The organism is Variovorax trehalosi (assembly GCF_051216415.1).
Classification (GTDB): Bacteria; Pseudomonadota; Gammaproteobacteria; order Burkholderiales; family Burkholderiaceae_C; genus Variovorax.
On sequence record NZ_JBPJZG010000001.1, the window covers coordinates 632,973 to 653,408 of the forward strand.

Annotated in this window: 17 protein-coding genes; 13 read left to right on the plus strand and 4 right to left on the minus strand. The window is 66.6% G+C overall.

Going from position 1 to position 20,436, the window contains the following annotated elements:
* Window positions 1-10 precede the first annotated feature (10 nt).
* The 7 genes from ACSFA7_RS03005 to ACSFA7_RS03035 all read left to right on the plus strand — a co-directional run bounded on the left by ACSFA7_RS03005 (window position 11) and on the right by ACSFA7_RS03035 (window position 10,662).
* The gene (locus ACSFA7_RS03005; RefSeq protein WP_435498005.1) at window positions 11-655 is read left to right on the plus strand and encodes a ubiquinone biosynthesis protein; all 645 of its coding nucleotides are present in this window, start codon (window positions 11-13) and stop codon (window positions 653-655) included.
* Between the two features lie 52 nt (window positions 656-707).
* Window positions 708-2,876 carry a flotillin family protein gene (locus ACSFA7_RS03010; RefSeq protein ID WP_435498006.1) on the plus strand — a complete coding sequence of 723 codons (2,169 nt, stop codon included), beginning with the start codon at window positions 708-710 and terminating at the stop codon, window positions 2,874-2,876.
* A 14-nt stretch (window positions 2,877-2,890) separates the two neighbouring features.
* Entirely contained in the window at window positions 2,891-3,436 is a 546-nt protein-coding gene (locus ACSFA7_RS03015; RefSeq protein WP_435498007.1) for a TFIIB-type zinc ribbon-containing protein, read from the plus strand.
* 12 nt (window positions 3,437-3,448) lie between these two features.
* A complete protein-coding gene (locus ACSFA7_RS03020; protein ID WP_435498008.1) occupies window positions 3,449-8,698 on the plus strand; it encodes a DNA repair ATPase in 5,250 nt (1,749 codons plus the stop codon).
* Window positions 8,698-9,396: a phospholipase D-like domain-containing protein gene (locus tag ACSFA7_RS03025; protein WP_435498009.1), complete on the plus strand. Its 699-nt coding sequence runs from the start codon at window positions 8,698-8,700 to the stop codon at window positions 9,394-9,396. Before ACSFA7_RS03020 ends, ACSFA7_RS03025 begins: the two co-directional genes overlap by 1 nt.
* The gene (locus tag ACSFA7_RS03030; RefSeq protein WP_435498010.1) at window positions 9,396-10,169 is read left to right on the plus strand and encodes a magnesium transporter CorA family protein; all 774 of its coding nucleotides are present in this window, start codon (window positions 9,396-9,398) and stop codon (window positions 10,167-10,169) included. The genes ACSFA7_RS03025 and ACSFA7_RS03030 overlap by 1 nt, the downstream gene beginning before the upstream one ends.
* A 112-nt stretch (window positions 10,170-10,281) precedes the next feature.
* A complete protein-coding gene (locus ACSFA7_RS03035; RefSeq protein ID WP_435498011.1) occupies window positions 10,282-10,662 on the plus strand; it encodes a VOC family protein in 381 nt (126 codons plus the stop codon).
* 36 nt (window positions 10,663-10,698) lie between these two features.
* Here ACSFA7_RS03035 and ACSFA7_RS03040 read toward each other — a convergent pair whose 3' ends face one another.
* Both ACSFA7_RS03040 and ACSFA7_RS03045 read right to left on the minus strand, forming a co-directional pair.
* Window positions 10,699-10,845 carry a hypothetical protein gene (locus ACSFA7_RS03040; RefSeq protein WP_206178557.1) on the minus strand — a complete coding sequence of 49 codons (147 nt, stop codon included), beginning with the start codon at window positions 10,843-10,845 and terminating at the stop codon, window positions 10,699-10,701.
* Window positions 10,846-11,016: 171 nt separating this feature from the next.
* Window positions 11,017-11,583: a LuxR C-terminal-related transcriptional regulator gene (locus ACSFA7_RS03045; RefSeq protein WP_257859203.1), complete on the minus strand. Its 567-nt coding sequence runs from the start codon at window positions 11,581-11,583 to the stop codon at window positions 11,017-11,019.
* Window positions 11,584-11,688: 105 nt separating this feature from the next.
* Between ACSFA7_RS03045 and ACSFA7_RS03050 the strand changes: the two genes are divergently transcribed.
* The 3 genes from ACSFA7_RS03050 to ACSFA7_RS03060 all read left to right on the plus strand — a co-directional run bounded on the left by ACSFA7_RS03050 (window position 11,689) and on the right by ACSFA7_RS03060 (window position 14,276).
* Window positions 11,689-12,495, plus strand: a complete 807-nt coding sequence (locus ACSFA7_RS03050; protein ID WP_435498012.1) for a CoA transferase subunit A — start codon at window positions 11,689-11,691, stop codon at window positions 12,493-12,495.
* Window position 12,496: 1 nt separating this feature from the next.
* Complete coding sequence (locus tag ACSFA7_RS03055) at window positions 12,497-13,135, plus strand: 3-oxoacid CoA-transferase subunit B (protein WP_042579296.1); 639 nt, start codon at window positions 12,497-12,499, stop codon at window positions 13,133-13,135.
* A 73-nt stretch (window positions 13,136-13,208) separates the two neighbouring features.
* Window positions 13,209-14,276 carry a DUF4241 domain-containing protein gene (locus ACSFA7_RS03060; RefSeq protein ID WP_435498013.1) on the plus strand — a complete coding sequence of 356 codons (1,068 nt, stop codon included), beginning with the start codon at window positions 13,209-13,211 and terminating at the stop codon, window positions 14,274-14,276.
* A 4-nt stretch (window positions 14,277-14,280) separates the two neighbouring features.
* Here the strand turns inward: ACSFA7_RS03060 and ACSFA7_RS03065 are convergent, their stop codons facing one another.
* Together ACSFA7_RS03065 and ACSFA7_RS03070 are read right to left on the minus strand one after the other, a co-directional pair.
* Window positions 14,281-15,447, minus strand: a complete 1,167-nt coding sequence (locus ACSFA7_RS03065) for a pyridoxal phosphate-dependent aminotransferase (RefSeq protein ID WP_435498014.1) — start codon at window positions 15,445-15,447, stop codon at window positions 14,281-14,283.
* 17 nt (window positions 15,448-15,464) lie between these two features.
* Window positions 15,465-16,424 (minus strand): LysR family transcriptional regulator, encoded by a 960-nt coding sequence (locus ACSFA7_RS03070; RefSeq protein WP_435498882.1) that lies wholly within the window; start codon window positions 16,422-16,424, stop codon window positions 15,465-15,467.
* Window positions 16,425-16,575: 151 nt separating this feature from the next.
* On the opposite strand from ACSFA7_RS03070, the gene ACSFA7_RS03075 reads away from it, so the two are divergent.
* The 3 genes from ACSFA7_RS03075 to ACSFA7_RS03085 are packed head-to-tail and all read left to right on the plus strand — an operon-like array spanning window position 16,576 to window position 20,410.
* Window positions 16,576-18,099 carry a CoA-acylating methylmalonate-semialdehyde dehydrogenase gene (locus ACSFA7_RS03075; protein WP_435498015.1) on the plus strand — a complete coding sequence of 508 codons (1,524 nt, stop codon included), beginning with the start codon at window positions 16,576-16,578 and terminating at the stop codon, window positions 18,097-18,099.
* Window positions 18,100-18,111: 12 nt separating this feature from the next.
* Window positions 18,112-19,266 carry an acyl-CoA dehydrogenase family protein gene (locus ACSFA7_RS03080; protein WP_435498016.1) on the plus strand — a complete coding sequence of 385 codons (1,155 nt, stop codon included), beginning with the start codon at window positions 18,112-18,114 and terminating at the stop codon, window positions 19,264-19,266.
* Window positions 19,267-19,294: 28 nt separating this feature from the next.
* Entirely contained in the window at window positions 19,295-20,410 is a 1,116-nt protein-coding gene (locus tag ACSFA7_RS03085) for an enoyl-CoA hydratase/isomerase family protein (protein WP_435498017.1), read from the plus strand.
* The last annotated feature ends 26 nt before the right edge of the window (window positions 20,411-20,436 follow it).

Below are 20,436 nucleotides of genomic sequence, written 5' to 3' on the forward strand. Positions count from 1 at the left end.
GGGAGGATCAATGGGCAATTTCATGGATGCGGTGACGGGGTACCCCACCGCGATCTACACGGTGCTGCTGGGCGTCGTGGTGATCTATTGGGTGCTCGCGGTGCTCGGCATGGTCGACATCGAAGGCAGCGGCATCGACGTCGACGTGCAGACGCACGCCGATGGCGACACGAGCGATGTCGGCCAGCTCGCGAGTTATGTCGTCGCCTTCGGCCTCAACGGCGTGCCGTTCTCGGTGGCCGTGAGCCTGCTGGTGCTCGTCGCGTGGACGGTCTCGTGCCTCGGCGGCGAGTGGCTCATGCCGCTGGTGCCGACGATGGTGCTCAAGCTGGTGGCCGGCACGGTGCTGCTGGTGGCCAGCGCGGCCATCGCCATTCCCGTCACCGCGGTCGCCATCCGGCCGCTCAGGGGCCTCTTCGTCAGCCACACGGCCGTGAGCAATGCCGCGCTGGTGGGCCAGGCCTGCCGCGTGGTCACCGGCGTGGTGAACGAGAAAGACGGCCGCGCCGAGATTTCGCGCCGTGGCGCCAGCCTGAACATCCGCGTCTGGGCGCCCACGCCCAACACGCTCAAGCGCGGCTCGCACGCGCTGATTCTCGAATATGACGAGGTGGCCGGGCGTTACCTCATCGCGGCGCACGAAGACATCGTCTGATCACGCGCATCCCTTACTGTTCGTCCGCTCTCAAAGCAAATCTGGAGAAAAAATGGAGCCCATCATCTTTGCCGTCGTCATACTGGCCGTTGTCATCCTCGGCCTGTTCGCGATGTTCGCCAAGTTCTATCGCAAGATCGAACAGGGCCACGCGCTCATCGTGAACACGCTGCGCGCTGAGCCCGAGGTGACCTTCACCGGGCGGATGGTCTACCCGATCATCCACAAGGCCGAGCTGATGGACATCTCGGTCAAGACCATCGAGATCGACCGCTCGGGCAACGAAGGCCTCATCTGCCGCGACAACATCCGCGCGGACATCAAGGTGAAGTTCTTCGTGCGCGTCAACAAGACCGCCGACGACGTGCTGAAGGTGGCGCAGGGCATCGGCTGCGCGCGCGCCTCCAACCACGAGACGCTCGAGGAATTGTTCTCCGCCAAGTTTTCCGAAGCGCTCAAGACGGTCGGCAAGTCGATGGACTTCGTCGATCTCTACCAGGCGCGCGACGGCTTCCGCGACCAGATCATCAGCCAGATCGGCAATGACCTCTCGGGTTACGTGCTCGAGGACGCGGCCATCGATTACCTCGAGCAGACGCCGCTGTCGGAACTCGACGCCAACAACATCCTCGATGCGCAGGGCATCAAGAAGATCACCGAACTCACGGCGGTCGAGCATGTGCGCACCAACGAGCTGCGCCGCAACGAGGAAATGCAGATCAAGAAGAAGAACGTCGAGACGCAGGAAGCCCTGCTCGAACTCGAGCGCCAGCAGGCCGACGCCACCTCGCGCCAGCACCGCGAGATCGCCAGCGTGCGTGCCCGCGAGGAAGCCGAGACCTCCAAGATCCAGTCCGAAGAGCGCACCAAGTCCGAAACTGCGCGCCTGCTCTCGGAACAGACCGTGGCCGTCCAGCAGGAAAACGTGCAGCGCGAAAAGGAAGTCGCCGAGAACAACCGCAAGCGTGCGGTGGCCGTCGAGGAAGAAAAGGTCACGCGCGCCCGCGACCTGGAGATCGTCGACCGCGAGAAGGAAGTGACGCTGCAGCGCATCGAGAAGGACAAGGCCGTCGAAGTGCAGAAGAAGGCGATTGCCGACGTGATCCGCGAGCGCATCGTGGTCGAGCGCACCGTGGCCGAGCAGGAAGAAGCCATCAAGGAACTGCGCGTGGTCGCCGAGGCCGAGCGCACCAAGAAGTCGGTCGTGATCATGGCCGAGGGCCAGGCCGAAGAGAAGATGGTCATCGACGTGAAGGCGGCCGAAACGCAGGAAAAGCGCGCACGCCACAAGGCGGCCGAAGAATTGACGCTGGCCGATGCCAAGCTCAAGGTGGCCGAGCGCGACGCCGAATCGAAGAAGCGCGAAGCCGAAGGCGTGGAAGCCATCTCCGCCGCACCGGGCCTGGCCGCCGCGAAGGTCGAGATCGCCAGCGCGCAAGCCAGGCTCGCGAGCTTCGAAGCCGAGGCCTCGGGCAAGGAAAAGCTGGGCCTCGCCGATGTGCATGTGCGCCAGGCCGATGCCGACGCGATCCTCAAGGCCGGTCAGGCCGATGCGCAAGTCATCGAGGCGCGCTCGCAGGCCGAAGCCGCCGGCATGCGCGCCAAGTTCGACGCCGAAGCCTCAGGCAAGGAAAAGCTCGGCCTCGCCGAAGTCAACGTGCGCACGGCCGATGCCGAAGCCACGCTCAAGTCCGGCCAGGCCGATGCGCAGGTGATCGAAGCCCGCTTCAACGCCGAGGCCAAGGGCCTGCATGAAAAGTTCGAGGCCATGAAGTCGATGAGCCCCGAAACCCGCGACCACGAAGAGTTCCGCATGCGCCTGGAAAAGTCGCACATCGAGACCCTGAAGGGCATCGACGCGCAAACCTCCATCGCCAAGGAACAGGCCGATGTGCTGGGCACCGCGCTCGCCAACGCCAAGATCGACATCGTGGGCGGCTCGGGCGACTATTTCGACAGCTTCGTGCGCTCGCTCTCGGTGGGCAAGGGGATCGACGGGGTCATCTCCAAGAGCCAGGCGGTGCAGGTCGCCTTCAAGGACCAGCTCTCGGGCGAACGCGACGTGGTGAAGGACCTGCGCGACATCGTCGGCGCGCTGGGTAATTCGTCGGGCGAAATCCAGAACCTCAGCGTTGCCTCGCTGATGAGCAAGATCGCCAACGACGGCACGGAGAGCCAGAAGTCGGCGCTGCAGAACCTGATCTCCTCCTTCCGCAACTGAGACGGGAGCGCGCGATGAACCCGAACCTGAAGTGCAGTTGCGCCGCCCATTCCGCGATGCAGCCCGTCGCACTCGCCGAAGCCTTGCTCGGCGTGCAGTGCGGCGACTGCCATGGCATGGTGATGGACATGGACGACTGGCGCAGCTGGAAGGCCGCCGACCCGAAGCGCGTGCCGCACGAGGTCGACGACGAGGTGATCGAGGTGTTCGACCTCGCCGCCGTGCGCCACTGCCCGGAGTGCGATCGATTGATGCAACGACTGCGCGTGAGCGCGGGGCCCGACTTCCGCATCGACCGCTGCGTGTCCTGCCAGAACCTCTGGTTCGACCAGGGCGAATGGCGCGCTCTCGTGAGCCGTGGCCTGGCCGGCCGGCTCGACGAGCTGCTGTCCGACGGCTGGCAGCGCCGGCTGCAGACCGAGGAGGTGCGCGAGGCGCGCCTTGCCGCGCTGCGCCGCCGCTACGGCGACGACTGCATCGACGAGCTGGACCGCATCCGCACCTGGCTCGACACCCAGCCTCACCGCGACGAATTGCTCGCACTGCTGCGCGCGGACTGACCGCGCCGATCCATGCAACCTACCGACGAAACCGGCGCGCCGCCCGGCGCCCAGGCTCCCATCGACGCCACCGAAGCCCTGGTCTCGGGCAGCGGTAGCTACGACCTGCTGAAGAAACGGCTCGAAACCCAGGGCGAGGGCCTGCTCAAGAAGACGCAGGCGCTCAACGAGCAGCGCCTGGCCGAGTTCGGCCGCTCCGATCAGACCCTGATCCTGCGCACCCGCGCGCGCACCGAGAACAACGCCGTAGCGCGCGACATCGTGCGCATCGGCGACCTGCTCTTGTTCGGCTACAACGTCTTCATCGGCCTTCGCAAGGAAACGGCCGTGGGCGACGTGTTCGGCCTTTACCGGCTCGCGACGCCGGGCGAAGCCGCCACCGAGAACGACGAGCTGCAGCCCGTGCCGCTGGCCGGCACCTTTCTGGAAGACACACGCTTCGTCTCCGACTTCCGCGAGCTCTACGCCTACTACAAACAGGCCACGCTGCTGCAGTTGCGCGTGACGCAAGACAAGCTGCTCGCCTCGTTCCAGATCGGCCAGCAGCTGCACGACGTGCGCGTGTTCCGTTGGGCCATCGAGCGCGACGGCGGCATCCACTACATCGACAACCGCGGCGAGCGCGACATCGCCTTGCCCGCGAGCCACGATTTCGAGTGGACCGTTGCCACGCGCGAAGACCACGTGGGCGGCAAGCATCCGCATGTGAACGTGCTCGACACGGTGTTCGTCGAAACGCTGGGCGGCGACCTCACGATCAAGATCGAGAACAACACCGAGACGGGGCTGGGCATCTACAGCGAACCGGTGGAGGACAAGAGCCAGTCGCTCACCGATGCCGAGATCGCCTGGGCCAAGTTGGGCATGCTGATCCTCTTGCGCGTGAAGCCTTACCGCGAGCAGGTCACGCGCTACCTGGTGTTCAACATCCGCACGCAGCAGGTCGAGCGCATCGATGCCATCGGCGGCTCCTGCGTGCAGCTGCCCGAAGACCACGGGATCATTTTTCCGGGGGGCTACTACCTGCAGTCGGGCGAATACAAGCGCTTCGACCTGCCGGCCGAAGTGGTGGAGCACCTGCGCTTCAAGCGCATGCTCCGTTCGCCCAACGGCGAGGACGTGGCCTATGTCTTCTACGACCCGAAGCCGGGGCGCTACGCGCTCTTCAACTACAACCTGATCGACAAGAAGCTCGCCACGCCGATCATTGCCAACGGCTACGCGCGCTTTGCCGACGGCCGCATCCTGGTGTTCCACGACAACGACGGCGAGCCGACGCGGGTGCACCCGATGCAGCTGTGGCAGACGCCGTTCGCCAGCGAAGAGCATGTGGGCGCGCAGCCGCCCGCCACCGGCTTCTTCGGCAAGATCGGCAATGCCGAACTGGTGCGCGGCGTGAGCGACCTCATGGGCATCGCGCGTGCAGTGCGCGAGCAGGCGCCCACGCGCGCCGCCTACGAAGACCTGATCCGCCAGTGCACCCGCGTGAGCGACGCCTACTTCTGGCTCGACGCGCCCGAAGCCGCCGGCCTCATGGCGGAGCTGCGCAGCATCGCTGACGTGGCGCGCAGCACGCTGGCCGAGTTCGAGAAGGTCGATACCATCCGGCGCGAAACCGCCCGCGCATTGGCCCGGGCCGAAGACGCGCAGCATGCGCTGCTGGTCGACATCGCCAGCACCATCTGGCGCGTGCCCGACGATTTCGTGAAGGCGCTGGGTCGCCTGCGCGAGCGGCGCGGCGCGCTGCAGATGCTCAAGGAGCTGCGCTATGCCGACCTGCCGCGCATCGCCGCGATGGACGCCGCGCTTGAAGTCGAGCAGCAGCGCATCGGCGAGCGCGCGATGCAGTTCCTGGCGGCCGACACCGCCTTCAACGGCCAGCGCCAGGCGCTGGACAAGCTCGCGCTCGACCTGCCCAACCTGGCCACGTCGCCCGCGCTCGGGCAGATGCTCACCACGCTCGACGAGCAGGCCGCGGGCCTTGACCTGCTGACCGAGCAGCTGGGAAGCCTGCCGGGCGGCGATGCGGTGATTCGCACCTCCATCCTGGACCGCATCTCGCTGATCTACGCCGACATCAACCGCATGCGTGCCGACGCGCGTGTGCGGCGCAAGTCGTTGGGCGCGACCGAGGCGCGCGCGGAGTTCGGCGCGCAGTTCAAGCTCTTCAGCCAAGCGGTCGAGAACGCGCTGGAGTTTGCCGACACACCCGAGAAGTGCGACGACGCGCTCACGCGCCTCCTGGCCCAGCTCGAAGAAATCGAAGGCCGCTTCGCCGAGCAGGAAGACTTTCTCGCCGACATCGCCGAGAAGCGAGAGACCGTCTACGAGGCGCTCTCCGCGCGCCGGCAGAGCCTGGTGGAAGCCCGGCAGCGCCGCGCACAGGGCGTGGTCGATGCGGCGGGGCGCATCCTGGACGGCATTCCGCGCCGCATCGCGCAGCTTGCCGACCTGACGCAGGTCCACAGCTACTTCGCGGCGGATCCGATGATCGGCAAGCTGCGCACGCTGATCGCCGACCTGCGCACGCTGGGCGCCGCGGTGCCGGCCGACGAACTCGACACGCGCCTGAAGACCGCGCGCGACCAGGCCCTGCGCTCGATCCGCGACAAGCGCGAGCTGGTGAGCGAGGGCGGCGACACGCTGCGCCTGGGCCGTCACGCCTTCACCGTGCACCGCCAGCCGGTCGACCTGACGCTGGTGGCCCGCGACGAAGGCATGGCCTACCAGGTGACGGGCACCGATTACCAGAGCCCCGTCGACGAACCCCGGCTGCTGCCGCTCCAGCGCTACTGGAACCAGTCGCTGGTGTCGGAAACGCCTGAGCTGTCACGCGCCGAATACCTTGCGGGCCGGCTGCTGGAGGCGCTGCTCGACGGCAAGGCCGAGCGCACGTGGGCCGACGTGCTCACGCTGCTGGCCGAAGACCCGCTGCATCCGCAACTGCTCGACATGGTTCGCCGCTTCGCCGCCGCGCGGTATCAAGAGGGCTACCAGAAGGGCATCCACGACGACGACGCATTGCGCCTGCTGGGCGCGCTCGTCGCGATGCAGGACCAGGCCGGGCTTCTGGCCTGGGGCCCGACCGAACGCGCGCTGGCCTTGCTCTACTGGCAGCACGGGCACCTGATCGCCCATCGTGAATCGCTGCTGCGCCGCGCGCGGGCCGCGATGCAGATGCAGACCCTGTTCGGCCGGCGCGATGCGCTGGAGCAGCTCGAAGCGGACACGGCGCGCGCGCTGAAGCACTTCGCGCACGACGTGGTGCCTGACATGCTGGCGCTGGCGCAGGACGCGAACGAAGAAGAGCGCGATGCGCACGACGGCCGCGTCTCCACCTTGTGCGACCAGGCTGCCGCGTACCTCGTGCGCGAGCTGGCCGGCGAGCGCGGCGGCGAAACCTGGGCCGTCTCGGGCGCGGGCGAAGACCTCGCCGCCGCACTGCTGCGCGAACTGGAGCGCAGCGGCCGACGCGACGCCTGGCAGCACGACCTCGATGCCGCACCGCCGGCAGAGCGCTGGCGCCTCGCGCGCGACTGGGTGCGCGCCTACGCCGTGCACCAGGCACCGCAGTCGGTCGACTGGGTGGACGATGCAGCCAGCGTACTGGCCATTCCGCTGCAGCGCACCCGCGTCAATGCGGCGCTCGACCGCACGGTCGAAGGGCTGCGTGGTGAGCATCCGCGCGTGGCGGAAGGCCGCATCACGCTGAACCTCAATGACTTCTGGCGCCGCTTCCTGTTTCACACCATGCACGCGGTGCCGGGCTACGAGGCGCTGCACAGCCTGCGCCACGAATTGCTCGAACGCGAGAAGGCGCGGCTCAAGCTCGGCCAGTTCCAGGCCAAGCCGCTCTCGACGTTCGTGCGCAACCAGCTGATCGACGAGCTCTACCTGCCCATCATCGGCGACAACCTCGCCAAGCAGATCGGCTCGGCGGGGGAGGGCAGCCGCACCGACCGCATGGGCCTGCTGCTGCTGATCTCGCCGCCCGGCTACGGCAAGACGACGCTGATGGAGTACGTGGCCGACCGGCTCGGGCTCATCTTCGTACGCATCAACTGCCCGGCACTTGGCCACGGCGTGACAGCCATCGACCCGGCCAACGCGCCCAACAGCGCGGCAAGGCAGGAGTTGGAGAAGCTCAACCTGGGCCTGGCGATGGGCAGCAACGTGATGCTGTACCTGGACGACATCCAGCACACCAGCCCCGAGTTTTTGCAGAAGTTCATCGCGCTGGCCGATGGCACCCGCCGCATCGAAGGCGTGTGGAACGGCGAGCCGCGCAGCTACGACATGCGCGGCAAGCGCTTCGCGATCGTGATGGCGGGCAACCCCTATACCGAGTCGGGTGACGTGTTCAAGATTCCGGACATGCTGGCCAACCGCGCCGACATCTACAACCTGGGCGATGTGCTTTCGGGCCGCGAGGCGGCGTTCGCGCTCTCGTACATAGAGAACAGCCTGACCTCCAATCCCACGCTGATGCCGCTGGCCTCGCGCGACCCGAAGGACGTGCAGTTGCTGGTGAAGATGGCGCAGGGCCACGACGTGCCGAGCAGCGCGCTCTCGCATGCCTACAGCGCGGTCGAGCTGGAGGAAATCAAGGCCCTGCTGCAGCGGCTGTTTCGTGCGCGCGACCTGCTGCTGAAGGTCAACCTTGCGTACATCGAATCGGCCGCGCAGCAAGAGGCCTACCGTGCCGCGCCACCGTTCAAGCTGCAGGGCAGCTACCGCAACATGACCAAGCTCGCGGGCAAGATCACCGCGCTGATGCGCGACGATGAGCTAGATGCGCTCTTGCGCGACCACTACCGCGGCGAGGCGCAGACGCTGACCACCGGCGCGGAAGAAAACCTGCTGCGCCTCGCGCAACTGCTGGGCAGCCCGACGCCGGAGGAAAGCGCGCGCTGGACCGCCATCTGCGACGAGTTCGTGCGGCAGCGCAAGCTCGGCGGCGCCGACGTGGACGGTAGCCAGCGCATCGCGAGCAGCATGCTCGACGTGGCGCGCGCGGTCGATGCGCTCAAGCCCGTGCCCCAGCCGGTGGCTGAAGGGCCGAGCGAAAGCCAGCGTCTGGCCGACGCGATGCTCCAGATCGCGGTCACCTACCGCGAGCTGATCCTGCCGCTGGTGACCGCCACCGAGCGCCGGCTCGAACTCGACCGCTCGATCAAGCAGGACATGGAACGTCTTGCAGCCGAAGTGCAGGCCACGCGGGCCGCACCGAAGCGAGCCCCGAAACCCGACAAGGATCACTGATGTCCGCATTGCCCGAACTGCTGGCCCAGCTCGACGCCACCATGGCCGATGCCCGCCTGAGCGACGACGAGCGCCGCGTGCTGGTCCACACCCTGCGCGAAGCCTCACCGCCCGAGGACGGGTTGCGCCAGCTGCGCAACCGCGCCTTCGACCTAGTGCGTGCGCGCACCGCCGACCCCGAGCAGCTGTCGCTGCTCAAGTGGCTCGAAGGCGTGGTCCGCTCTATCGACACCGGCCGCTCGCCCGATGCGGTCGCGGTGCACTCGCAAGCTTTCTTCAGCCCCGGCACGGCCTGCCTCCAGGCGATCAACCAGCAACTGAAGGCCGCGAAGCGCTCGGTCGATCTCTGTGTCTTCACGCTGTCGGACGACCGCATCACCGCCGAGGTGCTGGCCGCGCAGCGGCGTGGCGTGGCGGTGCGCTTCATCACCGACAACGACAAGGAGTTCGACCGCGGCAGCGACGTCGGCCAGTTGCGCGCGGCCGGCATCCCGGTCGCGGTGGACCGCACCGAGGCGCACATGCACCACAAGTTCGCCATCTTCGACGGCGCACGGCTCATCAACGGCAGCTACAACTGGACGCGCAGCGCCTGCGACTACAACGAGGAGAACGTGATCCTCAGCAACGACCCTTCGCTCGTTCGCCGCTTTGCGGACGAATTCGACACCTTGTGGAAAGAACTGCAGGCCGACTGATGGCGAGACGAATCGACTACGACTGGGAACTGCCTCCCGAGATCCAGCAGCGCCTGGGCGGCACGACCTACGGCGCGCAGCGCGTCATTCACGAGCAGGGGCACCTGATGGTGATCCTGCACGAGCCGCCCACTGGCGCCGGCGCCGAACGCAAGCCCACGGTGTTCCTGCGCAAGCCCGATGGGGCGTGGCTCCACAAGGGCAACAACCCCGGCGAAAGGGCGCTCGCCAAGCTGCTCGAAAGCTATCGTGCGGCGTTCAGCACCTTCGAGATCCGGCATCAGTCGGCGGAGACCTCGGAAGATCTGTTCCAGATCCTCGGCCCGCTGATGCCGCTGACCCGTGCCGCGAGGAACATGCAGGACACCCTGCAGGCCGCGCGCGAGGCCGTCAAGGACGACCTGATGCTCGTCGATCTGCGCGACCTCGCTGTCGAAATATCGCGCGGCTTCGAGCTGCTGCTCGCGGACACGCGCATGTCGCTGGACTACCGCCTCGCGCATGCCGCGGAAGCGCAGGCGCACTCGGCCATGGAAATGAACCGCGCGCAGCACAAGCTCAACACCATCGCTGCGCTGACCTTTCCGCTGATGGCCATCGGCGCCGCCTTCGGCATGAACCTGCACAGCGGCGCGGAAAACCTGCCGGCCTGGGTGTACTGGGTGATCTTCGCGGCCGGCATCTGCCTGGGCGTGATGCTGCGCGGCTGGGTCAAGGCGCCAGTGGCGCCGCCGGTCGTTGCAAGGCCTGCGTCCACGCTGAAGAAGAAATAGGGAGGGCGGTCCGGCCTTCGTGATTCGCGAGGTCTCGCTGCCGAATGGGCACTTCTCTTCATCGCGATCTGCTTCTAGAGTCGCCTGCTTCCGCACAAGGAGAAAGCCCCTCATGATCGACCACCTGGATCACCTGGTGCTCACGACCGCGAACGAAGAGGCCTGCGTGCGCTTCTACGTCGACGCACTGGGCATGACGCTGGAGACCTTCGGCGCCGGCCGCAAGGCCTTTCGCTTCGGCAACCAGAAGATCAACCTGCATGTGAAGGGGCACGAGTTCGAGCCGAAGGCCGATGTGCCCACGCCCGGTTCGCTGGACCTGTGTTTCATCGCCAGCGTGCCGCTCGAAGCGGTCATCGAGCGCCTGGGCGAGAAGGGCGTGCCGATCATCGAAGGCCCCGTCATGCGCACGGGGGCGACCTCGCGCATCCGCTCGGTCTATGTGCGCGACCCGGACCTGAATCTCATCGAGATTTCAGAGCTCGTGCCCTGAAATTCACACCCGATGGGACCGTACCGCCGCGATGCGTTACGGCTTGACGCCGAGCACCGACAGGATGATCGCCGCCAGCGTCAGGGTCACCGGCAGGCGGTGCGCGGCGATGGCGTGGACCTGGGCGACGGACACCCGGGTTTGCTGAAGGAGGTTCTTTTCGGAATGAAGGGCTGTGGACATGGCATTGACTCCTGAATGGTGCGAACGGCTTGTTCGCATGAACTCGAAGATAGACCTCTGAACGCGCAGCAACACGGGCCTTTCGAGGACGCGGCGTTTCCGTTTTCGCAACGATCTGGGGTACGAATTTCGGAACTTCCAGCCCCGCGCGATGATCCGGCGGGGCGTTTCTTAGCCCGCGATGAGCTTCTGAACCAGCTCCGCGGTGGTCGCCGCCGCGTACTTGCGCATCAGCCGCGCCCGGTGCAGCTCGACCGTGCGGTGGCTGATGCCCAGCGCCTTGCCGATCTCCTTGGACGTCAGTCCCTGCATCACCTGCGCCGCCACCTCGCGTTCGCGCGGCGTGAGCTCGGCCTTTACCGCGCGGCGCGAGCCCAGGTCCTCGAAGGTCCAGATGCCGGCCTCGTGCGGCGCGGCGCGATTCATGGCATGGCCAGTGACGTGGCACCAGAAGGTCTCGCCGGCAATGGCGCCATGCAGGCCGCCCAGGCGCTTCATCATGCGGTTGTCGGCGTAGTTGCCATTGGCGTTCAGGAACGGTTCCATGCGCTTGCCGATGCGCTCGAACTCGGCCACGCTCGGGTACAGGATGCTGAACGAATGCCCGACCAGGGCAGAGGGCGTTGCGCCGAAGATCTCGCACACCCGCTGGTTGCAGGCCACGATGGTGCGGTTGCTTGAGACGACCATGCCGACGGGGGCATGTTCAAAAGCCAGCCGATAGTCGATTTCAGGCATCGGGGGTCACCATTACGAAATACTACGTATGCGGGTACGTAGTATCGTTGACGGCTTCTCACCCAATCACCCACCCACTCTTCACCATTCCATCAAGGAGCCCGAGTGAACAAGATTTATCCCTCCGCAGACGCGGCACTCAAGGGGGTCGTGGCCGACGGGCAGACGCTCGCGGTCGGCGGCTTCGGCCTGTGCGGCATTCCCGAAGCGCTGATCGATGCGCTGAAGGACTCCGGCGCGCAGAACCTCACCGTCATCTCGAACAACGCGGGCGTCGACGGTTTCGGCCTCGGCAAGCTGCTCGAGACGCGCCAGATCAAGAAGATGATCGCGTCGTACGTGGGCGAGAACAAGGAGTTCGAGCGCCAGTACCTCGCAGGCGAACTGGCCCTCGAATTCACGCCACAGGGCACGCTGGCCGAGAAGCTGCGTGCGGGCGGCGCCGGCATTCCGGCTTTCTTCACCAAGACCGGCGTGGGCACGCAAGTGGCCGAAGGCAAGGAACTGCGCGAGTTCGACGGCGAGACCTACGTCATGGAACGCTCGCTGGTGCCCGACGTGGCGCTGGTGAAGGCCGACGTGGCCGACAAGTCGGGCAATCTGCGCTTCCGTCTCACGGCGCGCAACTTCAACCCGGCCGCCGCCATGGCCGGCAAGGTCTGCATCGTCGAGGTCGAGAAGATCGTCGAAGTGGGCGAGCTCGCCCCCGACGACATCCACCTGCCGGGCATCTATGTGCACCGCATCGTGCTCAACGCCACGCCCGAGAAGCGCATCGAGAAGCGCACGGTGAGTGCGTCGGCGCCGGTCGATGCGGCTGCCGCCAAGGTCGAGGCCCAGGCCGCGATCGCCCAGGCGGCCATCGGCACCGAATCGCCTGCCAAGGTCGTCAACAAGAAAGAAGGAGCCTGAGATGCCCTGGACCCAAGACCAGATGGCGGCCCGTGCCGCGCAAGAACTCGAAGACGGCTTCTACGTGAACCTGGGCATCGGCATCCCGACGCTGGTGGCCAACCACACCGGCACCAAGGAAGTCTGGCTGCAGAGCGAGAACGGCATGCTCGGCATCGGCGCCTTCCCGACCGAAGACAACGTCGACGCCGACCTCATCAACGCCGGCAAGCAGACCGTGACCACCATCCCCGGCTCGGCCATCTTCGGCAGCCACGACAGCTTCGCGATGATCCGCGGCGGCAAGATCAACCTGTCGATCCTCGGCGCGATGCAGGTGAGCACCGAGGGCGACCTCGCCAACTGGATGATCCCCGGCAAGATGGTCAAGGGCATGGGCGGCGCGATGGACCTCGTGGCGGGCGTGAAGCGCGTGATCGTGCTGATGGAACACGTCGCGAAGAAGAAGGACGGCACCGAGGACTTCAAGATCCTCGAGAAGTGCACGCTGCCTCTGACCGGCGTGGGCGTGGTCGACCGCATCATCACCGACCTCGCGGTGATGGACGTGGTGCCCGAAGGCCTGAAGGTGATCGAGCTCGCGCCGGGCGTGAGCTTCGATGCGCTGCAGGCGAAGACGGGTGCGAAGCTGATCCAGTAAGGTCGGTTGCATCCGACATCGACAAGGGCCGCTTTCGCGGCCCTTTGTCATGGCGCAATGAGAAACTGCGCGCATGGCTTATCTCGACATCGACAACCTCCGGACCATCTTCCTCGACGACGAGGCATTGCGCGTGCGTCACCTTCAGCGCCAGCCGTGCGGGATGCTTCACATCACGAGCGGCCGCATCGTGGCCTGCGATCCGCTGGTGCAGCCCGAACGCGCGCCTTTCATCCGCAGCGTGAGCGGTCGCGGTGCATTCGCTGCCGAAGTGCTGCAGCACGAAGGTCGCCACGCGCTGGCGGTGCTCTGGCTGCACGAGCGTGGAGGCCTGCAGCCTGCCGATCTGCACTGGGAACCGGCGCTGCTCGGCGGGCAATCGCAGGACGAACTCGGCGACGACGAGTTCTACGGCTACCCCGTCGATGCCGGCGTCGGCTGCTTCATGGACGCCGAATGCGCCGCGGCCATCGCCGAGCGCGAGGCGCGCGAATCGGCCAACCCCGGCTACGTCAGCTACTACGACGACGTGCTCGACACCGAACTGGGCGTCAAGGACATGGCTGACCACTACCCGCTGGGCGAGGGCAGCGCGAACAACGTGCTGATCTTCAGCTCGGGCTGGGGCGACGGCAGCTACCCGAGCTTCTGGGCACTGGACGCATCCGGCGAGCCCGTGGCGCTGGTGACCGACTTCATGACGATGGAGGGTGGCGATGCGCGCAGCGAGGACGAGAAGCGCGACGACGCCTATGCGGCCAGCCTTTCCCCCGAGCGGCTGGCAGCGCTCGAAGCGCTGGGCGCCGCTGCGGTCGATGGCGATGCGGCCGCCATCCAGCCCCTGCTCGACGCGAGGCTTGCAGGTGCCAACGACATCATTCCTTCACTCGGGGAGACTGCGCTCATGAGCGCGATCCGCATGGACCAGCTCGAAGCCCTGCGCGTATTGCTGGGCTCCGCGCCGTGTCCTGCCATGCCCGAGCAGTTGCGCATCGAAGGCAAGGCGGAAACCTACCTGGCCTATGCGCAATGGCTCAAGAAGCCGCGCGTACCGGGCTTGGTCGAGTTGCTTGAAAAGTCCGAGGCCGTCGCCGTCGAGCCCGCCGCCGGCAAGAGCCTCTGGAAACGCCTCTTCTCGTGAACCTCTAAGCGCCCAGCGCGGCGCGCACCTTGTTGCCGAGTCCGCGCAGCCTTTCGACCGGCTCGTTGGAGAACACGAAGCGCAGGTATTGCGCGCCGTGCGTTTCGCCCCAGCCGCGCATTGCCGTCGCGCAGACGCGCGCTTTCAGGAGGCGCTCCGACAGCGCTTGTCCGTCGATGCCGAAATCGCTGGTCCGCAGCAGCAGCGACCAGCCGCCCGCTGGAATACCGGCCGGCAGGCCCTTGAGTTCATCCAGCACCGTGTCGCGCCGGCGCTCCAGCTCGGCCACATACGGCGCGAGCGTGCGCGCCGACTGTTCCAGCGCCGTCGCCACCGCGTCCTGCGCGATACCCACCGGCACGACCACATTGGCAAGCGACACGGCCACGAGATCGGGCATGTAGCTCTCGGGTGCCACGGTCCAGCCCACGCGCCAGCCGATCATGCGCAACTCCTTGGCTGACGAACCGACGGTGATCGTGCGTTCGGCCATGCCCGCGAGGCCCGCCGGGTGAATCACCTTGCGGCCGTCGTAGAGCAGACGCTCCATGGCGGTATCGAGGATGAGCGTCAGGTCGTGCTGCACGCACAGCGCGGCGATGGCGCGCCAGTCGTCCTCGTCGAAGTAGCCTCCAGTCGGCATCGATGGCGACATCAGCAGCATCACGCGCACGCGCGGTCCGATGGCGGCTTGCAGCGCCGCACGGTCGAGCTTCCATTCGCCGCCGGGCGTGAACTGAAAGGGCACGTACTTCGGCGTGCCGCCCGCCAGGCGGATGCGGTTGAGGAGGCCCGCGTAGGTCGGATCGGTCACCAGCACTTCGTCGCCCACCTCGACTGTCGCGAGCAGCGCGTTGAGGATGCCCGAGAGGCCGCCTGCGGAGATCACGCAGTTGCGCGGGCCGTAGTCCACGCCAGAGAGCGCCGACACATGCCGCGCAGCAATTTCGCGCAAGCGCGATTGGCCGACGAAGGGTAGGTAGCTGTTGTCCGAATCTTCCGAGGCTGCGCGCACGGTGCGCGCGACCGCTTCGGGGTCTGGCGGGATATCGACGTCGAGGTTTTCGAGCCGGAGGAAGGGCGGTCCGTCCGCATCGTCCGCGATGGCGCCCATGCGGTCGACGCCGATGCCTGCGATGTGTTCGAGCCGCGCGGGGCGATGACGTGGCATGCGTGTTTCCTCGATGGCTACAGAGTCGGTTTGCGCGGACGCGGCGGCCGTTGCGGTGCGCCTGCCTTGTCCTCCGGTTTTCCCGCATTCTGCGGCAGTAGCACCGGCTGCTGCGCCTCTGCCGTCTCGCACAGGAAGTTCCACACGGTCTGCATGCGCACGAGGTGCTTGGTCTCCGCCGGCATCGACATCCAGAAGGTGCGCGTGAAGTTCGCCTGGCCTGCGAGCACCGGTCGCAGCGCGCTGTCGCCCTCGGCCACGAACGCCGGCAACACCGCAATCCCCGCACCCGCCACCACCGCCCGGTGCTGCGCAAGCACGCTGGTGCTGCGCAACGCGAACGCATCGGGCCGGTGCAGTTCATCGAGGTACTGCAGTTCCTTGCTGAACAGCAGGTCGTCCACATAGCTGATGAAGGTGTGGCCGCGCAGGTCCTCGCGCGTCTTGATCGGCTTGTGCGCCGCCAGGTACTGCTTCGACGCATAGAGCCGCAGCGTGTAGTCCGTGAGCTTGGTCACCACCACCGGCCCGCGCGCCGGACGCTCGAGCGAGATCACGATGTCGGCCTCGCGCCGCGACAGGTGCACCAGCCGCGGCATCGCCAGCAGGTCGATGGTGAGCTTGGGGTGCTGCAGCGCGAAGAGCGCGAGTTGCGGCGCGAGCACCACCGTGCCGAAGCCCTCGGTCGCGCCGATGCGCACCAGCCCCGACAGGCCCTCTTGCGAGGCCGGCGCGGTGCTCTCCACGGCCTGGAAGGCGCTCTCCATCGCCTCGACCTGCGGCTGCAGCCGGCGGCCCGCCTCGGTGAGCCGGTGGCCGCCCGACTCGCGCGAGAAGAGCGGGGCGCCGACTTCCTTTTCGAGCGCCTGGATGCGCCGCGCGACCGTGGTGTGGTCCACCTCGAGCCGGCGTGCCGCACTCATCAGCGTGCCTGAGCGGGCGAGTTCGAGAAAGTAGCGCAGGTTGTCCCAGTCCATGTGCTTGCGTGCCTCCGTGTTAAGGCTCTGCATTTTTGCAAAGCCATGGCGCATATTTGTCTATTGTCATAGCAAATCTGCAAAGCTAGGATGCGGGCTGCACCGGCCCTGACCGGCATCGCTTTCCAGAGATTCACAGGAGACAAACCCCATGGACGCCACCACCACGCCCTCGACCCAGATCGCCACCGTCAAGCTCTTGATCGGCGGCAAGCTCGTCGAATCCAAGACCACCGAATGGCGCGACATCGTCAACCCGGCCACGCAGCAGGTGCTGGCCCGCGTGCCCTTCGCGACGCAGGCCGAGCTCGATGCCGCCGTGGCCTCCGCCAAGGAGGCCTTCAAGACCTGGCGCAAGACCCCCGTCGGCGCGCGCGCCCGCATCTTCCTGAAGCTGCAGCAGCTCATCCGCGAGAACATGGGCGAACTCGCCGCCATCCTCACCGCTGAGCAAGGCAAGACCCTGCCGGACGCAGAGGGCGATGTGTTCCGCGGCCTCGAAGTGGTGGAGCACGCCTCCAACATCGGCAACCTGCAACTCGGCGAGCTCGCCAACAACGTGGCCAACGGCGTCGACACCTACACGCTGCTGCAGCCGCTGGGCGTGTGCGCCGGCATCACGCCGTTCAACTTCCCCGCGATGATTCCGCTGTGGATGTTCCCGATGGCCATCGTCACGGGCAACACCTTCGTGCTCAAGCCCTCCGAACAAGACCCGATGGTCACCATGCGCCTGTGCGAACTGGCGCTCGAAGCCGGCATCCCGCCGGGCGTGCTGAACGTGATTCACGGCGGCGAAGCCATCGTCAACGGCATCTGCGACCACAAGGACATCAAGGCGATCAGCTTCGTCGGCTCGACCAAGGTCGGCACGCACGTCTACAACCGCGCCACGCTGAATGGCAAGCGCGCGCAATGCATGATGGGCGCGAAGAACCACGCCATCGTGATGCCCGACGCGAACAAGGAGCAGACGCTCAATGCACTCGCAGGCGCGAGCTTCGGCGCAGCCGGCCAGCGCTGCATGGCGGTGTCGGTGGCCGTGCTGGTGGGCGAGGCCCGCAACTGGGTGCCCGAGCTGATTGCCAAGGCCAGGACGCTGAAGATCGGTGCCGGCACCGAGAAGGGCGTAGACGTGGGCCCGCTGGTTTCCTGTGCCGCGTACGACCGCGTCAACAGCCTCATCGAACGCGGTGAAGCCGACGGCGCCAAGCTCGTGCTCGACGGCCGCAAGCCCACTGTGCCCGGCTACGAGAAGGGCAACTTCGTCGGCCCGACGATCTTCACCGGCGTGAAGCCTGGCATGACGATCTATGACCAGGAAGTGTTCGGTCCCGTGCTGTGCATTGCCGACGCCGAGACCATCGACGAAGCCATCGAACTCATCAACAGCAACCCGAACGGCAACGGCACGGCGATCTTCACGCAGTCGGGCGCCGCGGCCCGCCGCTTCCAGGAAGACATCGACGTGGGCCAGGTCGGCATCAACGTGCCGATCCCGGTGCCGGTGCCGATGTTCTCGTTCACCGGTTCGCGCGCCTCGAAGCTCGGCGACCTCGGTCCGTACGGCAAGCAGGTCATCATGTTCTACACGCAGACCAAGACCGTGACGGCCCGCTGGTTCGACGACAGCACCGTCTCGCAAGGCGTCAACACCACGATCAGTCTCAAGTAAGAAGTCCGCCGGATGGACTTCGAACTTTCCGAAGAGCAGCGCGCCTTCGCACAGAGTGCGCGCGACTTTGCGCAGGCCGAGTTCGCGCCTCACGCGGCGCAGTGGGACGCCGAGGCGATCTTCCCCAAGGAGGCCATCGCCAAGGCCGGCGAGTTGGGTTTCTGCGGCCTGTACGCACCCGAGCGCGTCGGCGGCCTCGGGTTGCCGCGGCTCGATTCAGCGCTGGTGTTCGAGGAGATGGCCGCGGTCGACCCGTCGACCACGGCCTTCATCACGATCCACAACATGGCGACGTGGATGCTCGGCACCTGGGCGACCGATGCAGTGGCCGCGCAGTGGGGCGAAGACCTCACGAGCGGGCGCAAGCTCGCCTCCTATTGCCTCACCGAGCCGGGCGCCGGCTCCGATGCGGGCTCGCTCAAGACGCGCGCCGAGCTGCAAGGCGCCGAGTACGTCATCAACGGCGGCAAGGCCTTCATCTCGGGCGCTGGCGCGACCGACGTGCTGGTGCTGATGGCGCGCACCGGCGGCGCGGGTGCGAGTGGCATCTCGGCCTTCGCCGTGCCGGCCGACGCACCCGGCGTGAGCTACGGCAAGAAGGAACACAAGATGGGCTGGAACAGCCAGCCCACGCGCACCATCAACTTCGACAACGTGCGCATTCCCGCGCAGAACCTGCTGGGCAAGGAAGGCGAGGGCTTCCGCATCGCGATGAAGGGGCTCGACGGCGGGCGCATCAACATCGCGACCTGCTCGGTGGGCGCGGCGCAGGGCGCACTCGATGCGGCGCGCCGCTACCTGCACGAGCGCCAGCAGTTCGGCAAGCCGATCGCGAGCTTCCAGGCGCTGCAGTTCAAGCTGGCCGACATGGCGACCGAGTTGGTCGCGGCGCGGCAGATGGTGCGGCTGGCCGCGAGCAAGCTCGATGCGGGCCATGCCGACGCCAGCACCTACTGCGCCATGGCCAAGCGTTTCGCGACCGATGCGGGCTTCAAAGTCTGCAACGACGCGTTGCAGCTGCACGGCGGCTACGGCTACCTGAGCGAGTTCCCGCTGGAGCGCCTGGTGCGCGATACCCGCGTGCACCAGATCCTCGAAGGCACCAACGAAATCATGCGAGTGATCGTTGCGCGAAAATTGCTGGAAGGGGACAGCGATATCCGCTGACGCCCCGCACCCAGAACCCCTCAAGACAATGACCGACTCCGTAGTTCTCTTCGACGAAATCAAGACCGCCGGCGGCAAGCGCTTCGGCGTTGCCACGCTCAATGCCCCGGCCTCGCTCAATGCGCTGTCCGTGGACATGGTCCGCCTGCTCACGCCCAAGCTGCGCGAATGGGCGAAGGACGACGGCATCGTCGGCGTGCTGATGCAGGCGGCCGGCGAGAAAGCCTTCTGCGCCGGCGGCGACTTGCGCCAGCTCTACCAGACGCTGCTCGAATGCGGCCCCGCGCGCAACACCTACGCCGAAGACTTCTTCCGCGAAGAGTACGAGCTCGACTACCTGATCCACACCTTCCCCAAGCCTTTCCTCTGCTGGGGCCACGGCATCGTGATGGGCGGCGGTGTGGGCCTGATGTCGGGCTGCTCGCACCGTGTGGTGACGACGCAGAGCCGCATCGCGATGCCCGAGATCGCCATCGGCCTGTACCCCGATGTGGGCGGCAGCTGGTTCCTGCGCCGCACGCCCGGCCGCACCGGCCTGTTCCTGGCGCTCACCGCAGCGAACCTGAATGCCGCCGATGCGATCTTCTGCGGCCTCGCCGACGTGCTGGTGCCGCAGGAGCGCAAGAGCCAGGTGCTCGAAGCCATCGCCGCGGCATCGTGGGCCGGCGAGAGCAAGGCCGACCGAGCCACGCTCTCGCGCATCCTCGCCAAGGCCGGCGAAGGTGCCGAGATGCCGGCTTCGAAGGTGCGCGAGCACTACGACACCATCAACGCGCTGATGGCCGGCGACGACCTGCTCGACATCGCCAACCGCCTGCGTGGCCTGCAGAGCGAGGATCCCTGGCTGCAAAGCGCCTCCAAGACCTTTGTGAAGGGCGCGCCGAGTTCGGCTGCGCTGAGCTTCGAGCTCTGGCAGCGCGTGCACCGCATGTCTCTGGCGGAAGTGTTCCGGCTCGAGTACTGGGCGTCGCTGGGCTTCTGCGCGCACAAGGACTTTGCCGAGGGCATCCGCGCGGTACTGATCGACAAGGACCGCAATCCGCGCTGGAACCCCGCGACCATCGAAGAGATCACGCCCGCCTTCATCGACGACCACCTGCGTCCGCGCGGCGAAATGCCGGCGGAGCTGGCCTCGCTGGTCTGACACCGCATTCATAAAGACAACGGAGA

Coding starts and splice junctions, on each gene's coding strand:
- ACSFA7_RS03065 (WP_435498014.1), bottom strand. CDS start 15,447: ATGCCACGTCATCGCCCCGCGCGGCTCGAACACATCGCAGGCATCGGC.
- ACSFA7_RS03040 (WP_206178557.1), bottom strand. CDS start 10,845: ATGTCCACAGCCCTTCATTCCGAAAAGAACCTCCTTCAGCAAACCCGG.
- ACSFA7_RS03085 (WP_435498017.1), top strand. CDS start 19,295: ATGACCGACTCCGTAGTTCTCTTCGACGAAATCAAGACCGCCGGCGGC.
- ACSFA7_RS03070 (WP_435498882.1), bottom strand. CDS start 16,424: ATGGACTGGGACAACCTGCGCTACTTTCTCGAACTCGCCCGCTCAGGC.
- ACSFA7_RS03010 (WP_435498006.1), top strand. CDS start 708: ATGGAGCCCATCATCTTTGCCGTCGTCATACTGGCCGTTGTCATCCTC.
- ACSFA7_RS03075 (WP_435498015.1), top strand. CDS start 16,576: ATGGACGCCACCACCACGCCCTCGACCCAGATCGCCACCGTCAAGCTC.
- ACSFA7_RS03005 (WP_435498005.1), top strand. CDS start 11: ATGGGCAATTTCATGGATGCGGTGACGGGGTACCCCACCGCGATCTAC.
- ACSFA7_RS03035 (WP_435498011.1), top strand. CDS start 10,282: ATGATCGACCACCTGGATCACCTGGTGCTCACGACCGCGAACGAAGAG.
- ACSFA7_RS03025 (WP_435498009.1), top strand. CDS start 8,698: ATGTCCGCATTGCCCGAACTGCTGGCCCAGCTCGACGCCACCATGGCC.
- ACSFA7_RS03020 (WP_435498008.1), top strand. CDS start 3,449: ATGCAACCTACCGACGAAACCGGCGCGCCGCCCGGCGCCCAGGCTCCC.
- ACSFA7_RS03060 (WP_435498013.1), top strand. CDS start 13,209: ATGGCTTATCTCGACATCGACAACCTCCGGACCATCTTCCTCGACGAC.
- ACSFA7_RS03080 (WP_435498016.1), top strand. CDS start 18,112: ATGGACTTCGAACTTTCCGAAGAGCAGCGCGCCTTCGCACAGAGTGCG.
- ACSFA7_RS03030 (WP_435498010.1), top strand. CDS start 9,396: ATGGCGAGACGAATCGACTACGACTGGGAACTGCCTCCCGAGATCCAG.
- ACSFA7_RS03055 (WP_042579296.1), top strand. CDS start 12,497: ATGCCCTGGACCCAAGACCAGATGGCGGCCCGTGCCGCGCAAGAACTC.
- ACSFA7_RS03015 (WP_435498007.1), top strand. CDS start 2,891: ATGAACCCGAACCTGAAGTGCAGTTGCGCCGCCCATTCCGCGATGCAG.
- ACSFA7_RS03045 (WP_257859203.1), bottom strand. CDS start 11,583: ATGCCTGAAATCGACTATCGGCTGGCTTTTGAACATGCCCCCGTCGGC.